The sequence below is a fragment of the Streptomyces nogalater genome (assembly GCF_039532885.1).
Taxonomy (GTDB): domain Bacteria; phylum Actinomycetota; class Actinomycetes; order Streptomycetales; family Streptomycetaceae; genus Streptomyces; species Streptomyces nogalater.
Map to the genome: position 1 here is coordinate 41,640 of NZ_BAAASM010000020.1, position 14,968 is coordinate 56,607.

The window sequence follows — 14,968 nt, forward strand, 5'->3', positions numbered from 1 at the left end:
GGTCACGCTTCGAAGGGGGTCGCGCCGTCCTCCGCGAAGGTCACCGCCGCCGGGTGGCCGAAGAGGCCCGGCAGGCCGCCGGTGTGGAGGAAGACCGTCTTCTCGCCCGGGCGGATGTCGCCGTCCCGGACGGCGGCGCGGAGGCCGGCCAGGGCCCGGCCCGTGTAGGTCGGGTCCAGGACCAGGCCCTCGGTGCGGGCGGCGAGCCGCAGCGCCTCCGTCACCGGGCCGGTCAGGGCCGCGTACCCGGCGCCCACTTGGTCCCGGCGCACCCGCAGCCCCTCCGGCGTGATCTCCTCCTCCGTGAGCGGCGCGGCGAACTCCGCCACCGCGGCCGCCGGGCCGGTCAGCGCGCCCACGTCGACACCGAGCACCGACCGGCTGCCCAGGGCCGCGACCAGCCCCGCCATGGTGCCGCCCGAGCCGAGCGCGACCACCGCCGTACGCAGGTCGGGCACCTGCTCGCGCAGTTCCGCCCCGCAGCCCGCGTAGCCCCTGGCCCCCAGGACGCTGGAGCCGCCGAACGGGATCAGCGCCGGACGGGCACCGGCGGCCCGCAGGCGCGCGCAGACCTCGTCGGCCGCCGCGTCCAGCGCGGCCCGGTCCACGTCGCCGGCCCAGGCGAGCCGCGCCCCGAACAGCCCGTCCAGGGCGAGGTTGCCGGAGCGTGAACCGCCCGGGGAGCCGCGCAGGACGAGGACGACGTCCAGCCCCAGCCGGGCGCCCGCGGCGGCGGTCAGCCGGGCGTGGTTGCTCTGCGGGGCACCGGTCGTCACCAGGGTGTCCGCGCCCTCGGCGAGGGCCGCGCCCACCGTCCACTGCAGTTTGCGGACCTTGTTCCCGCCGCCGCCCAGGCCGGTCAGGTCGTCCCGCTTCACCCACAGGTCGTCCGGGCCCAGCCCGAGCGCGGCGGCCAGCCGGGGCGCCGGTTCGACGGGGGTGGGGAAGGTGCCCAGCGGCACGGGCGGGTGCTGGCTCATCGCATGTCCTCGGGTCGGTGACCGGCGCGGGTGGGGGTGCCGTCGCGGCCAGTCGATCACGGCGGGCCGCCCGCCGTCACCCCGCACCGGCGGGCACGCCCCGGAGCACCCGCCTCACACCGGCAGCAACCGGGCGATCAGCGCGCCGAGTTGCCGGGCCGTGCGGCACTCGTGCATGTCCACCAGACCGGCGTACGCGGGCGCCGCCGAATCGCCGGTGCCCCAGCGGTCGCGCGGCTCGGGGTTGAGCCAGTGGACGCGCCGGGCCCGCCGGGCGATGTCCCGTACGGCGGCGAGGTTGGGGTCGCTCATGTTGGTCCGGGCGTCCCCGAGAACGAACACGGTCGTACGGGGGCCGACCGCGCCGCCGTACCGCTCGGCGAACTCGCCCAGCGCCATGCCGTAGTCGCTGCTGCCGTGCCAGCCGGTGAGGGTGGCCTCGGCGCGGATGCGGGCGCCGAGCCCGTCCGGGTCGGCACGGCCGTGGCCGAGCAGGCCGGTGACCTCGTCCAGCCGGTTGACGAAGGCGAACACACGCACCTTGGTGAACTCCTCGTGCAACGCCTGGACGAGGAGCATGGTGAAGTCGGAGAACCCGGACACCGAGCCGGACACATCGCACAGCAGCACCAGTTCGGGGCGGACCGGGCGGCGCCGGCGCAGCACCGGCCGTATCGGCACCCCGCCCGTGGACAGCGAGGAGCGCAGGGTGCGGCGCAGGTCGACGGTGCCGCGCGCGGCCCGGCGGCGGCGCGCGGCCAGCCGGGTGGCCAGCTTGCGCGCCAGCGGCTGGACGGTCCTGCGCAGTTCGGCGAGCTGGTCCCGGCCGGCGTACAGGAAGTCGACCCGGTCGGCGGTCGGCCGGACGCCCCGCCGGGCGATCTCGTCCCGCCCGCGCCGCTCCGCCACCCGGCGCCGCGCCTCCGTCCCGACCATCCGCCGGAACTCCTCGACGCGGCGCCGGATCTCGTCATCCAGCAGCCGGTCCGCGAAGTCCGCCCCGCCCGCCCCGCTGCCGCCCGGGCCACGGATGCCGGCGCGTACCCGGGCCAACAGGGTCCCCGGGCGCAGCCGTTCCAGGGTCTGGTACGCCGACCAGCCGTCCGAGCCGGGTGAACTCCCGTAGCCGCCCAGTCCGTCGACCGCCTCCGCCGCCAACCGGGCCATGAGTGCCCGGTCGTCGGCGGCCAGCGCCTCGGCGAGCCGGTCGCGCAGCTCGTCCCGGCCCCCGGAAGCGTTCCGCGGACCGCCGACACCGCGCGGGAAGTACAGGTCGAACACCGAGTCGAACAGGGGTCGTTGCTCCGGACCGTGCAGCAGGGTCGCGGCCAGCCCCTCGCGCAGCAGCTCCCGGTCGGCGAGGCCCAGCGCCTCCACCGCCCGCGCCGCGTCCACGCTCTCCCCGGTGCCGATCCGCACCCCGTGCGCGCGCAGCGCCCCCACCAGACCGGTGATCCGGTCGGCGACGGCGCTCACAGCGCGCCCAGGTCCAGCTTGGCCGCCGCCTTCCGGATGTCCTCCTGGTGCTTGAGGAGCACCCCGAGGGTGTCCCGTACGACGCTCTCGTCCAGGGTGCCGGCGCCCAGGGCCAGCAGGGTGCGCGCCCAGTCGACGGTCTCGGCGACGGACGGCGCCTTGCGCAGGTCCATCGCGCGCAGCGCCCCGGCCACCCGCACCACCGACGCGGTCAGCGCCTCGTCGAGGCCCGGCACCTTCAGCCGTACGATCCGCCGCTCCAGCTCCTCCTCCGGGAACCCGATGTGCAGGAACAGGCAGCGGCGGCGCAGCGCCTCGGACAGTTCCCGGCCGGCGTTGGAGGTGAGGACGACGAACGGGCGGCGGGTGGCGGTGACCGTGCCCAGTTCGGGGACCGTGATCTGGAAGTCGCCGAGCACCTCCAGCAGCAGGCCCTCCATCTCGATGTCGGCCTTGTCGGTCTCGTCGATGAGCAGCACCGTCGGCTCGTCACCGCGGATGGCGGTCAGCAGCGGGCGGGGGAGCAGGAACTCCTCGCTGAAGATGTCGGTCCGGGTCTCGTCCCAGCTCTCGTCACGGCCCGCGCTGATGCGCAGCAGCTGTTTGGCGTGGTTCCACTCGTACAGGGCCCGGGACTCGTCCACGCCCTCGTAGCACTGGAGCCGTACCAGCCGGGCGCCGGTCACCTGGGCGACGGCCTTGGCCAGCTCGGTCTTGCCGACCCCGGCGGGCCCCTCCACCAGCAGCGGCTTGCCCAGGCGGGCGGCGAGGAACACGGTGGTGGCGATGGCGGGCGAGGCGAGATATCCGGTCTCGGCGAGGCGGACGGAGACGTCGTCGACGGACGTGAACAACGGGGGCCTCCGGCGGGTCGGGAGCAGCGCGGATCCTGGGAGCGGGCCCCAGGGAAACGTTCCGGCCCTATCTAAGCGCTTGTTCAGCCCCCGCGCCACGGTCTGCTCCGATCCCCACGCCCACCCCCCGCCACGCCCACCGCCTCCCCGGCCGGCACCCCGGCCGGCACCCCCGTCCGGCCCACCACAACGCGCCCCGCCCGCCCCCGCCCGCTGCAATGGACCCGTGACCCCGCCCCCCGACGACTGCCTCACGCGCAACGAGTGGATCTGCGGGGTCTATCTGAGCACCCGCCGGCACATCCTGCTCGACGCGGTCGTCCAGCACCTCCAGCTGACCTTTCTGTCGGTACTGATCGGCCTCGCCGTCGCGATGCCGCTCGCGGTGCTGGCCCGCCGCCGGGGCCGGGCGGCCGGCCCGGTCCTGGCCGTGACGACGGTCCTGTACACCATCCCGTCGCTGGCCATGTACTCCCTCCTGCTGCCCCTGTACGGCCTGTCGGCCGCCCTCGTCGTCGCCGGGCTGGCGCTGTACTCGCTCACCGTGCTGGTCCGGAACATCCTCGCGGGCCTGCGCGCCGTCCCGGAGGAGACCCGGCAGGCCGCGCGCGGCCTCGGCTACGGCCCCGTCCGCCTGCTCCTCGCCGTGGAGCTGCCGCTCGCCCTGCCCGCCGCCATGGCGGGCCTGCGCATCGCCACCGTCTCGGCGGTCTCCCTGGCCACGGTCGGCGCGATCGTCGGCTACGGCGGCCTCGGCAACCTCATCTACGCGGGCATGAACAGCTACTTCAAGGCCCAGGTGCTCACCGCGTCCGTGCTGTGCGTGCTGATCGCCGTCGCCGCGGACCTGCTCCTGCTGGGCGTGCAGCGGCTGCTCACCCCCTGGACCAGGGCGGCCCGCGCATGAGCACCCTCGCAGCCGCCTGGGACTGGCTCACCGACCCCGCGCACTGGCCGGGCGAGGACGGCATCGGGCACCGGCTGCTCCAGCACCTGACGCTCACCGTCGTCTGCCTCCTGCCGAGCTGTGCGATCGCCCTGCCCGTCGCGCTGGTCCTCGGCCACCTCGGCAAGGGCGGCGCGCTCGCCGTGAACCTCGCCAACGCCGGCCGGGCCGTGCCCACCTTCGCCGTCCTGGTCCTGCTGCTGCTCACCCCCGTCGGCCGGTGGGGCGACGGCCCCACCGTGGTCGCCCTCGTGCTGTTCGCCGTACCGCCGCTGCTCACCAACGCCTACGTCGGCGTGCGCGAGGTCGACCGCGGTGTCGTACAGGCCGCCCGGGGCATGGGGATGACCGGCCGTCAACTGCTGTTCCACGTGGAACTGCCCCTCGCGCTCCCCCTGCTGCTGAACGGGGTCCGGATCGCCGCGGTCCAGCTCGTCGCCACCGCCACCCTCGCCGCGCTCGCGGGCGGCGGCGGCCTCGGCCGCATCATCACGGCCGGCTTCAACCTGGCCGACACGCCCCAGGTGGTCGCGGGCGCGTTCCTCGTCGCCGCCTTCGCCCTCGTGGTGGAGGCCGTCTTCGAACTCGCCGAGCGTCTGGCGCCGGCCCGGGCGAGGGGCGGCCGGCCATGAGAGGCAAGCAGACCCCCCGCCCCGCCGCGCTCACCGCCCTCGCCCGTGCGGCCCTCGCGCTGCTCGCCCTGCTGCCCCTCGGGGCCTGCGCCGCCGGCCCCGCCCTGGAGGACCGCGGCCGGATCACCGCCGCCCCCGGCGACAGCCGCCGGCTGACCATCGGCTCGGCCGGCTTCACCGAGAGCGACCTGCTCGCCCGGCTGTACGCCCTGCTGCTCGACGAGGCCGGATACCGGACCTCCCTCCTCACGGTCGCCAACCGGGAACTGTACGAACCGGCCCTGGAAGCCGGCCGGATCGACGTCGTACCCGAGTACGCGGCCACCTTCGCCGACTGGCTGAACGCCAAGACGCACGGCGCCGCCGCGCCCCCGGTGGGCTCGCCCGACCTCGGCGCCACGATGAAGGCCCTGCGCGCCCTCGCCACGCCCCGCGGCCTGACCGTGCTCCCGCCGGGCCGGGCCGTCGACCAGAACGCCTTCGCGGTGACCGCCGACTACGCCCGCAGGCACCGCCTGAAGACCCTCAGCGACCTCGGCGCCCGGAGACTGCCGGTGCGGCTCGCGGCGGGCGACGAGTGCGTACGGCGGCCGTACTGCGCCCCGGGCCTGCGGAAGGTGTACGGCATCGACATCACCGGGATCGATCCCAAGGGCGTCGGCACCACCCAGGCCAAACGGGCCGTGCAGCAGGGCCGGGACCAGATGGTGCTGACCACCACCACCGACGCCACCCTCGACTCCTTCGGCCTGGTCCTGCTCGCCGACGACAAGCGGCTGCAGAACGCCGATCACGTCGTCCCGGTCGTCAACCGCGCCCGCGCGGGCGGCGCACGGGTGGCGAAGGCCCTGGGCCGGCTCGACGACGTACTCACCACCGCCGACCTGGCCGCCGTGAACCGGCAGGTCGACAGCGCGCGCCGGCTGCCCGCCGACGTGGCCCGCGCCTATCTGCGGGACAAGGGGCTGATCGGGTAACCGGCCTCACGCGTCCGTCACCGAGTCGAACGGCACCTGCCCCCGCGCCACCCCGCGCGCGTCCGCGTCCACCGAGCGGCGCAGCGCCTCGTGCAGCTTCGCCGGGGTCAGCACGCCGAGGAACCGCGCCCCGTCCAGCACGGCCACCCACCCGGCGTCGTGCTGGAGCATCACCCCGAACGCCTGCTTCAGCGGCGCCCCGACCGGCACCCAGGCGGTCATCCGGTGGGCCAGGTCCCCGACCGTGCCGCCCGCCGCCAGTTCCCCGATGCCGACCCAGCCGTGCAGATCACCGTCCGCGTCCAGGACCACCGCCCACCGGGCGCCCTCGCCGCGCAGCCGCTCCCGGGCCCGGCCGGCGGGCTCGTCCGGGCGGGCCACCGGCGGCTGCTCCAGGTCGTCCGGCTCGATCGCGGTGACCGACAGCCGCTTCAGCCCCCGGTCGGCGCCCACGAAGGAGGCGACGTACGGCGTGGCGGGCGCCCCGAGGACCGCGCCGGGCGTGTCGGACTGCTCGATCCGGCCCTGCCCGTACACGGCGATACGGTCGCCGAGCCGGACGGCCTCCTCGATGTCGTGCGTGACCAGCAGCACCGTCTTGCGCACCTCGGCCTGCATGCGCAGGAACTCGTCCTGCAACTGCTCGCGCACCACCGGGTCGACCGCGCCGAACGGCTCGTCCATCAGCAGCACCGGCGGATCGGCGGCCAGCGCGCGGGCCACGCCGACCCGTTGCCGCTGCCCGCCGGACAGCTGGTGCGGGTAGCGCGGCCCGTACGTCTTCGGGTCCAGGCCCACCAGGTCCAGCAGCTCGGCCGCCCGGGCCCGCGCCTTCGCCCGCTTCCAGCCGAGCAGCGCGGGCACGGTCGCGGTGTTGTCGAGGACCGTGCGGTGCGGGAAGAGGCCCACCTGCTGGATGACGTACCCGATGCGGCGGCGCAGCCGCACCGGGTCGACGGTGGCGATGTCCCGGCCGTCGACGAGGATCCGGCCGGAGGTCGGCTCGACGAGCCGGTTCACCATCATCATGGTCGTCGTCTTGCCGCACCCGGACGGCCCGACGAGGGTCACCAGTTCGCCCCCGGCGACCTCGAAGGACAGGCCGTCCACGGCCGTCGTACCGTCCGGGTACCGCTTGGTGACCTGCTCGAACCGGATCATCCACCCACGCTACGGCAGCGGCCCCGGGCCTTCATCCGGCCGTGCCCCGACCGGCGGACCCCGGCGGTGTGCGCACCGAGGAGGTCAGCCGAGCAGGATCACCTCCAGCGTGCGGGGGCCGTGTACGCCCTCCACCCGGTCCAGTTCGATGTCGCTGGTGGCCGACGGACCCGAGATCCAGGTCAGCGGGCGGGCCGGATCGAGGCGTTCGAGGGCCTGCGGGAGGGAGGAGACGACCTGGTCCGGGACGCGGACGACGCAGATGTGGTGGTCCGGGATCAGCGAGATCCGGCGCCGGCCCTGGTCCGGGGAGCCGTCGAGCACGAGGGTGCCGGTCTCGGCGATCGCCACGGCACAGCCGGTCACCACGCTGTCCACCCGGTCCAGGCGCAGGGCGGTGGAGGCCGCCCGGTCATGGATCCGCACGGGGTCCGCCGCGGCCAGCCACCCCGACGGCAGGCCCGGCGGGACCAGCACCTCCTGGGAGCCGTGCTCGGCGAGCAGCCGCCTGACGAGCATCGGCAGTTCCTCCGCGTCGGCGCGGTGCACGATCGCCCGGTAGTCCGCCAGGTTCTCCGCCAGCAGTTCCACCGTCTCCCCGGTGGTCCGCTCCCCGTGCGCGCGCAGATACTCCCGGGGCACGGCCTCCTCGTAGGGCCGTTCGTCCGGGGGCACGTCCGCGAGGGCCCGCCGCACCCGGCCCAGGATCCGCTCCCTGCCGTTCACTCGCCGCCGTCCTTTCCACCACGCGTGCGCTGCCACCAGTCCCGGAAGGGCTCCGCGGGTACGGCCGGCAGATCCCGTGCGCCGCTCCACGCCCGGCCCGGTCCCGGCAGGGTGCGCGGGTGCAGCCGGCGCGTCCGGGAGGCCAGCCGCTGGCCCGCGCGCAGGGCGCCGGGGTGGGCGAACGCCCAGCGCGCCGCCCGCATCGCCGCCCGCTCGGCCGCGTGCCCCTTCGCCGGCTTCAGCAGCACCTTGTTGCCCCGGCGCACGGCCGGGCCGCCTTCGACCACCCGCTCCCGCAGGTGCACCAGCACCTCGGGGATGTCGATGGCGACCGGGCACACCTCGTAGCAGGCCCCGCACAGCGACGACGCGTACGGCAGGGAGGCGTCGATCTCGCTCGCCGTGCCCCGCAGCTGGGGGCTGAGGATGGCGCCGATGGGGCCCGGGTAGACCGAGCCGTAGGCGTGCCCGCCCGCCCGCTCGTACACCGGGCACACGTTCAGGCAGGCCGAGCAGCGGATGCAGCGCAGCGCCTGGCGGCCGACGGTGTCGGCGAGGGTGTCGGTGCGGCCGTTGTCGAGCAGCACCAGGTGGAAGGCGCGCGGCCCGTCGGCGTCCGTGGTGCCGGTCCACATGCTGGTGTACGGGTTCATGCGTTCGGCGGTCGAGGAGCGGGGCAGGGTCTGCAGGAAGACCTCCAGGTCCCGCCAGGTGGGCACGACCTTCTCGATGCCGACGACCGAGATCAGCGTCTCGGGCAGGGTCAGGCACATCCGGCCGTTGCCCTCGGACTCGACGACCACGAGCGTGCCGGTCTCGGCGACCATGAAGTTGGCGCCGGAGATGCCCACCTTCGCCCGCAGGAACTTCTCCCGCAGGTGCAGCCGGGCCGCCTCGGCCAGGTCGGCGGGCGCGTCCGTCAGGCCCTCGGGCGCCGGCCGGCCCCACTTCCGCATCTCCCGCGCGAAGATGTCCCGGATCTCGCCCCGGTTGCGGTGGATGGCGGGGACGAGGATGTGCGAGGGGCGGTCCTCGCCCAACTGCACGATCAGCTCCGCGAGATCCGTCTCGTAGGCGCGGATGCCCGCCGCCGCGAGGGCCTCGTTCAGCTCGATCTCCTGCGTGGCCATCGACTTGACCTTGACGACCTCCGACTCGCCGGTGGCCTCGACGAGTTCGGTGACGATCCGGTTGGCCTCCTCGGCGTCGGCCGCCCAGTGCACCGTGCCGCCGGCCGCGGTGACCGACTCCTCCAGCTGTTCCAGATACCGGTCGAGATGGCGCAGGGTGTGGTCCTTGATCCGCCGGCCCGCCTCGCGCAGCTCGGCCCAGTCGGACAACTCGCCCACCGCCCTGGCTCGTTTGGCACGGATGGTGTGCGTGGCGTGGCGAAGGTTGCCGCGCAGGGTGGAGTCGTGGACGGCGCCCCGAGCGGCCTGGGGAAAGGCCGGCATGCCGACGAACGTTCCGCTCATACCGCCGGTTCCTCCTCCGTGCTCGCCAGGATCTCCGCGATGTGCACCGGCCGCATGCCGCTGCCCAGCCGGCTCATCGTGCCGCCGATGTGCATGAGACAGGAGTTGTCGGCCGCGCACAGCACCCCGGCGCCCGTCGACTCCGCGTTGCGCACCTTGTCCACGCCCATCGCCGCCGACACCGCGGCGTTCTTCACCGCGAACGTGCCGCCGAACCCGCAGCACTCCTCGGCCCCCGGCAGCTCGGCCAGCTCCAGCCCCTTCACCGCCTTCAGCAGCCGGCGCGGCCGGTCTTTGAGCCCGAGCCCGCGCAGCCCGTGACAGGTCGGGTGATAGGTGACCTTGTGCGGGTAGTAGGCGCCCACGTCCGTCACCCCGAGCACATCCACCAGGAACTCCGTCAGCTCGTACGTCTTCGGTACCACCGGCGCCAGCGTCCGGGCGAGCCCGTCCCCGCGCCCCTCGGCCCGGGCCCGCTCACCCAGCCGCGGATACAGCTCCCGCACCATCGCCCCGCACGACCCGGACGGGGTCACGATCGCCTCGTACTCGCCGAAGACATCGGAGAAGTGCCGGGCCAGCGGTTCGGCCTCATGGCGGTAGCCGGTGTTGTAGTGCGCCTGCCCACAGCAGGTCTGGCCCATCGGGAAGTCGACGTCGACACCCAGTCTGGTCAGCAGCTTCACCACGGCCCGGCCGGTGTCCGGATACAGCGTGTCGTTGACACAGGTCAGGAACAGGGCGACACGCATCGCGGCTCCTCGGTGTCGGTGGTCGGACGGGGAAACGGATCATCGGACCAGTGCAGGGTAGTCGGCGGGGTGCGGCCGCGGGGAGAGCGCGGCTCACCGCGCGGTGAGCCGAGCCTCGGCCGCCCGCCACCGGCCGGTGTCCCCCCGGGGCGTGTACCGGGTGAGCGGCTGGGTGCGGGTGAGCAGCCGGCGCAGCGCGGGCAGGTCGCCGGCGAGTCCGTGCGCGCGGGCCTGCGCCAGCACATTGCCCAGGGCCGCCGCCTCGGTCGCGCCCGCCACCACCGGCAGCCCGCAGGCGTCGGCCGTCAGCTGGCACAGCAGCGCGTTGCGGGTGCCGCCGCCGACCAGGTACACCACGTCCACCGGACGGTCGGCGAGCCGGGCCGCGTCCAGCACGGCCCGCCGGTGGGCGAGGGCCAGCGAGTCCAGGATGCACCGGGTCACCTCCGCCCGGGTGACGGGCACCGGCTGCCCCGACGACCGGCACGCCTCGGCGATCCGCTCCGGCATCCGGCCCGGCGCGAGGAACGCCGCGTCCCCGGCGTCCACCACCGAGCGCAGCGTCGGCACGGCCGCCGCCTCCCGCAGCAGCAGCCCCAGGTCCGGCTCCCCCCAGGCCCGTACGCACTCCTGGAGCAGCCACAGCCCCATGATGTTGCGCAGATAGCGGACCGTGCCGTCCAGCCCCAGCTCGTTGGTGAAGTTCGCCGCCCGGCTCTCCTCGGTCAGCACCGGCGCGGTCAGCTCCAGGCCGGCCAGGGACCAGGTGCCGGTGCAGATGTAGGCGAACCGCTCCCCGGTCGCCGGGACGGCCGTCACCGCGGACGCGGTGTCGTGCGAGCCGACCGCCGTCACCGGCACCGGGCCGCGCAGGCCGGTCTCCGCCAGCACCTCGGGCCGCAGGGCCCCGGCCGGATCGCCCGGCTGCCGCAGCGGCGCGAACAGCGCCAGGTCGATGCCCAGCCGGTCGGCGAGCCCGTACGCCCAGGTCCGGGTCCGGGGGTCGAGGAGCTGGGTGGTGGAGGCGTTGGTCAGCTCGGTGCCCTGCTCGCCGGTGAGCCAGTACGCCAGCAGGTCCGGGACGAGCAACACCCGCGCGGCCCGCGCGAACCGGGCGGTCGAGCGTTCGGCCGTGAGCTGGTACAGCGTGTTGAACGGCGCGTACTGGATGCCGGTCGCCGCGTACAGCTCCGCCGCCGGCACGGTCGCCCACACCTTCTCCGCGACCCCCTCGGTGCGGGCGTCGCGATAGTGGACCGGATTGCCGAGCAGTGCCCCGTCGGTGTCCAGCAGGCCGTAGTCGACCGCCCAGCCGTCGATGCCGACGGAGGCGAGCCGGCCGCCGCAGCGGGCGCCCGCCGCCCGCAGCCCGTCCAGGACACCGCCGTACAGCGCGAGGATGTCCCAGCGCAGGCCCTCCGGGAGGCGCACCGGCCGGTTCGGGAACCGGTGCGCCTCGGTCAGCTCCACCGAGTCCGGGCCCACCCGGCCGACCATGACCCGCCCGCTGGAGGCGCCCAGGTCGACGGCCGCGTACGCCTTCACGCCCGCGCTCATCGCAGGAACGCGGCCGCCACACCCGCGTCGACCGGGATGTGCAGCCCGGTGGTGTGCGTGAGGTCGCCGCCGGTCAGCGCGAACACCGCGTTGGCCACATGCTCGGGCAGCACCTCGCGCTTGAGGAGGGTCCGCCGCGCGTAGAACTCGCCCAGCTTCTCCTCCGGTACCCCGTACACGGCGGCCCGCCGCGCGCCCCAGCCCCCGGCGAAGATGCCGGAGCCGCGCACCACACCGTCCGGGTTGACCCCGTTCACCCGGATTCCGTGCTCACCCAACTCGGCCGCCAGCAGGCGCACTTGGTGGGCCTGGTCGGCCTTGGTGGCGGAGTAGGCGATGTTGTTCGGCCCGGCGAAGACACCGTTCTTCGAGACGATGTACACGACGTCGCCGCCCAGTCCCTGCGCCGTCATCACCCGGGCCGCCTCCCGGGACACCAGGAACGAGCCGCGGGCCATGATGTCGTGCTGGAGGTCCCAGTCCCGGGCGGTGGTCTCCAGCAGCGGCTTGGACACGGAGATCCCGGCGTTGTTGACGACCAGGTCGACCCCGCCGAAGGCGAGCACCGCCGAGCGGAACGCGGCGGCGATCTGCTCCTCGGAGGTGACGTCCACGGTGACCGCGACGGCCTGGTCCGGCCCGCCCAGCTCCTCGGCGACCCGCGCCGCGCCCTCGGCGTCCAGGTCGGCGACGACGACACACGCCCCCTCCGCCACCAGCCGGTGCGCGATGGCCTTCCCGATCCCGCTGCCCGCCCCCGTCACCAGCGCGACCCGCGTGGCGAGCGGCTTGGGCGCGGGCATCCGCCGCAGCTTGGCCTCCTCCAGCGCCCAGTACTCGATGCGGAACTTCTCCGCCTCCTCGATCGGCGCGTACGACGAGACCGCCTCGGCGCCCCGCATCACATGGATCGCGTTGACGTAGAACTCGCCGGCCACCCGGGCGGTCTGCTTGTCCTTGCCGAAGCTGAACATGCCGACCCCGGGGACCAGCACGACGGCCGGATCGGCACCGCGCATGGCGGGGGAGCCGGGCAGGGCGTGCCGCCGGTAGTAGGCGGCGTACTCCTCCCGGTAGGCGGTGTGCAGTTCCTTCAGCCGGGCGACGGCGTCCTCCAGCGGCGCGGCCGGCGGCAGGTCCAGCACCAGCGGCCGTACCTTGGTGCGCAGGAAGTGGTCGGGGCAGGAGGTGCCGAGGGCGGCCAGCCGGGGGTGCTCGGCGCGGGCCAGGAAGTCCAGTACCGCCTCGGAGTCGGTGAAGTGCCCCACCTGCGGCCGGTCCTGTGACGCCAGACCCCTGATGTACGGCGCGAGTGCGGCGGCCCGCTCCCTGCGCTCGGCCCGGGGCAGCGCCTCGTATCCCGCGACGACCGGCCCGAACGGTTCCGCCCTGCCCTTCTCGGCGAGGAAGGCCTCGGCGGTCCGGATGATGTACAGCGAGTTGCGCTCGCACTCCTCGGACGTCTCGCCCCAGGCGGTGATGCCGTGCCCGCCGAGCACACATCCGACGGCCCGCGGGTTCGCCCGCTTGACCTCGGCGATGTCCAGCCCGAGCCGGAAACCGGGCCGCCGCCACGGCACCCACACCACGCGGCCCCCGAAACACTCGGCGGTCAGCTTCTCCCCGTCGGCCGCGCAGGCGAGGGCGATACCGGAGTCCGGGTGCAGATGGTCCACGTGCGGGGCGTCGACCAGGGCGTGCATGGCGGTGTCGATGGAGGGCGCGGCCCCGCCCTTGCCGTGCAGGCAGTAGTCGAGGGCCCCGACCATCTCGTCCTCGCGCTCCACCCCGGGATACACGTCCACCAGGGCCCGCAGCCGGTCCAGCCGCAACACGGCCAGCCCGGCCTCGGTGAGCGTCCCGAGGTCGCCCCCGGACCCCTTCACCCACATCAGCTCCACATCACCTCCGGTCACGGGATCGACGGCGGTGCCCTTCGCGGAGGCGTTGCCGCCGGCGTAGTTGGTGTTGCGGGGGTCGGAGCCGAGGCGGTGCGAGCGGGAGAGGAGATCGGCGACCGAGGGGTGGGTGGTCATGGCTATCGGTTCTTTCCAGGAGAGGGGACGCTACGAAGAAGCGCGGGGAACCGCGCGGCCGGCCGAAGACGGCCCGCACCCCGCGACGGCACAGGAACCCGGCAGACGCTCACGCCCCCCAGCCGGCCTGCTCGCCCCCGACCCGCTCGGCGGCGATCCGCTCGGCCCACCCGGACCGGGCGTACGCGGCCACGGGATCGGGGTCCAGCCCCATCTCCTCGCGCACCTCGCGAAGCAACGGCCGCACATCCGTGTCGTAGGCGTCCATCAGCACCGCGTTGGCCCCCAGCACGTCCCCCGAGGCCTGTGCCTCGGCCAGCGCCGCCCGGTCGACCAACAGCGCCTTGGCCGTCGCCTCCTGAACGTTCATCACGGACCGGATGACCGCCGGGATCTTCGGTTCGATGTTGTGGCACTGGTCGAGCATGAAGGCGACCTCGGAGGTGAACCCCCCGCCGCGCACCACCTCGTACATGATCCGGAACAGCTGGAAGGGGTCCGCCGCCCCCGCCATCAGGTCGTCGTCGGCGTAGAACCGCGAGTTGAAGTCGAACCCGCCGAGCTTGTCCTTGCGCAGCAGCGTGGCGACGATGAACTCGATGTTGGTGCCCGGCGCGTGGTGCCCGGTGTCCACCACCACCCGCGCCTTGTCGCCGAGTTCGAGGCAGTGGGCGTAGGCGGTCCCCCAGTCCGGGACGTCGGTCGTGTAGAACGCCGGCTCGAAGAGCTTGTACTCCAGCAGCATCCGCTGCCCCTCCCCGAGCCGCGCGTACACCTCGGCCAGCCCCTCGGCCAGCCGGTCCTGGCGGGCGCGCACATCGTCCTGCCCGGGGTAGTTGGTGCCGTCCGCGAACCACAGCTTCAGATCGCGGGACCCGGTGGCGTCCATGATGTCGACGCAGCGCAGCAGGTGGTCCACCGCCTTGCGCCGTACCGCCGCGTCCGGGTGACAGATGCTGCCCAGCTTGTAGTCGTCGTCCTGGAAGGTGTTGGAATTGACCGTGCCCAGCCGTACCCCCCGCTCCTCGGCGTACTTCGCGAGCGCCGCGTAGTCCTCCACGGTGTCCCAGGGGATGTGCAGGGCGACCGACGGCGCCACCCCGGTGACCGCGTGCACCCGCGCCGCGTCCTGGAGCTTCTCCCACGGCGAGCGCGGCACCCCGGCCTGCGCGAACACCTTGAACCGGGTGCCCGAGTTCCCGTACGCCCACGACGGCGTCTCGACGGCCTGGGTCTTGAGCGCGGCCTTCACCGCGGCGAGGTCGGTCACTTCAGGGCTCCTGTGGGTGGCGGGCGGACGGACCGAGCGTATGAAACGATTCAGAACGGCAAGCTAGGGGCCGTCACCAGGGGTGTCAAGCGATCCGGCCGACGCGGCCCGACGCGACCGCCCCGT

13 protein-coding genes are annotated in these 14,968 nt (G+C 74.3%); 3 read left to right on the forward strand and 10 right to left on the reverse strand.

Annotated features, from left to right (window positions below; translation table 11 throughout):
* Positions 1–2: 2 nt before the first annotated feature.
* The 3 genes from ABD350_RS15985 to ABD350_RS15995 all read right to left on the reverse strand — a co-directional run bounded on the left by ABD350_RS15985 (position 3) and on the right by ABD350_RS15995 (position 3,310).
* Complete coding sequence (locus tag ABD350_RS15985) at positions 3–980, reverse strand: D-cysteine desulfhydrase family protein (RefSeq protein WP_344348753.1); 978 nt, start codon at positions 978–980, stop codon at positions 3–5.
* A 114-nt stretch (positions 981–1,094) separates the two neighbouring features.
* A complete protein-coding gene (locus ABD350_RS15990) occupies positions 1,095–2,456 on the reverse strand; it encodes a vWA domain-containing protein (RefSeq protein ID WP_344348754.1) in 1,362 nt (453 codons plus the stop codon).
* Positions 2,453–3,310, reverse strand: a complete 858-nt coding sequence (locus ABD350_RS15995; RefSeq protein ID WP_344348755.1) for an AAA family ATPase — start codon at positions 3,308–3,310, stop codon at positions 2,453–2,455. Before ABD350_RS15995 ends, ABD350_RS15990 begins: the two co-directional genes overlap by 4 nt.
* Positions 3,311–3,536: 226 nt before the next feature.
* On the opposite strand from ABD350_RS15995, the gene ABD350_RS16000 reads away from it, so the two are divergent.
* The 3 genes from ABD350_RS16000 to ABD350_RS16010 are packed head-to-tail and all read left to right on the forward strand — an operon-like array spanning position 3,537 to position 5,865.
* Positions 3,537–4,217, forward strand: a complete 681-nt coding sequence (locus tag ABD350_RS16000; RefSeq protein WP_344348756.1) for an ABC transporter permease — start codon at positions 3,537–3,539, stop codon at positions 4,215–4,217.
* Complete coding sequence (locus tag ABD350_RS16005) at positions 4,214–4,888, forward strand: ABC transporter permease (protein WP_344348757.1); 675 nt, start codon at positions 4,214–4,216, stop codon at positions 4,886–4,888. The genes ABD350_RS16000 and ABD350_RS16005 overlap by 4 nt, the downstream gene beginning before the upstream one ends.
* Positions 4,885–5,865 (forward strand): ABC transporter substrate-binding protein, encoded by a 981-nt coding sequence (locus ABD350_RS16010; RefSeq protein ID WP_344348758.1) that lies wholly within the window; start codon positions 4,885–4,887, stop codon positions 5,863–5,865. Before ABD350_RS16005 ends, ABD350_RS16010 begins: the two co-directional genes overlap by 4 nt.
* A 6-nt stretch (positions 5,866–5,871) precedes the next feature.
* Here ABD350_RS16010 and ABD350_RS16015 read toward each other — a convergent pair whose 3' ends face one another.
* The 7 genes from ABD350_RS16015 to rhaI form a co-directional block, all read right to left on the reverse strand.
* Positions 5,872–7,026, reverse strand: coding sequence for an ATP-binding cassette domain-containing protein (locus ABD350_RS16015; RefSeq protein WP_344348759.1), 1,155 nt, complete (start codon positions 7,024–7,026; stop codon positions 5,872–5,874).
* An 84-nt stretch (positions 7,027–7,110) separates the two neighbouring features.
* Positions 7,111–7,752 (reverse strand): LutC/YkgG family protein, encoded by a 642-nt coding sequence (locus tag ABD350_RS16020; RefSeq protein WP_344348761.1) that lies wholly within the window; start codon positions 7,750–7,752, stop codon positions 7,111–7,113.
* Complete coding sequence (locus tag ABD350_RS16025; protein WP_344348762.1) at positions 7,749–9,227, reverse strand: LutB/LldF family L-lactate oxidation iron-sulfur protein; 1,479 nt, start codon at positions 9,225–9,227, stop codon at positions 7,749–7,751. The genes ABD350_RS16020 and ABD350_RS16025 overlap by 4 nt, the downstream gene beginning before the upstream one ends.
* Positions 9,224–9,979, reverse strand: coding sequence for a (Fe-S)-binding protein (locus ABD350_RS16030; protein WP_344348763.1), 756 nt, complete (start codon positions 9,977–9,979; stop codon positions 9,224–9,226). The genes ABD350_RS16025 and ABD350_RS16030 overlap by 4 nt, the downstream gene beginning before the upstream one ends.
* A 93-nt stretch (positions 9,980–10,072) precedes the next feature.
* Positions 10,073–11,536, reverse strand: a complete 1,464-nt coding sequence (locus tag ABD350_RS16035) for a rhamnulokinase (RefSeq protein WP_344348764.1) — start codon at positions 11,534–11,536, stop codon at positions 10,073–10,075.
* Entirely contained in the window at positions 11,533–13,572 is a 2,040-nt protein-coding gene (locus ABD350_RS16040) for a bifunctional aldolase/short-chain dehydrogenase (protein ID WP_344348765.1), read from the reverse strand. Before ABD350_RS16040 ends, ABD350_RS16035 begins: the two co-directional genes overlap by 4 nt.
* Positions 13,573–13,681: 109 nt before the next feature.
* Entirely contained in the window at positions 13,682–14,842 is a 1,161-nt protein-coding gene (rhaI, locus tag ABD350_RS16045; RefSeq protein ID WP_344348766.1) for an L-rhamnose isomerase, read from the reverse strand.
* Between the last annotated feature and the right edge of the window lie 126 nt (positions 14,843–14,968).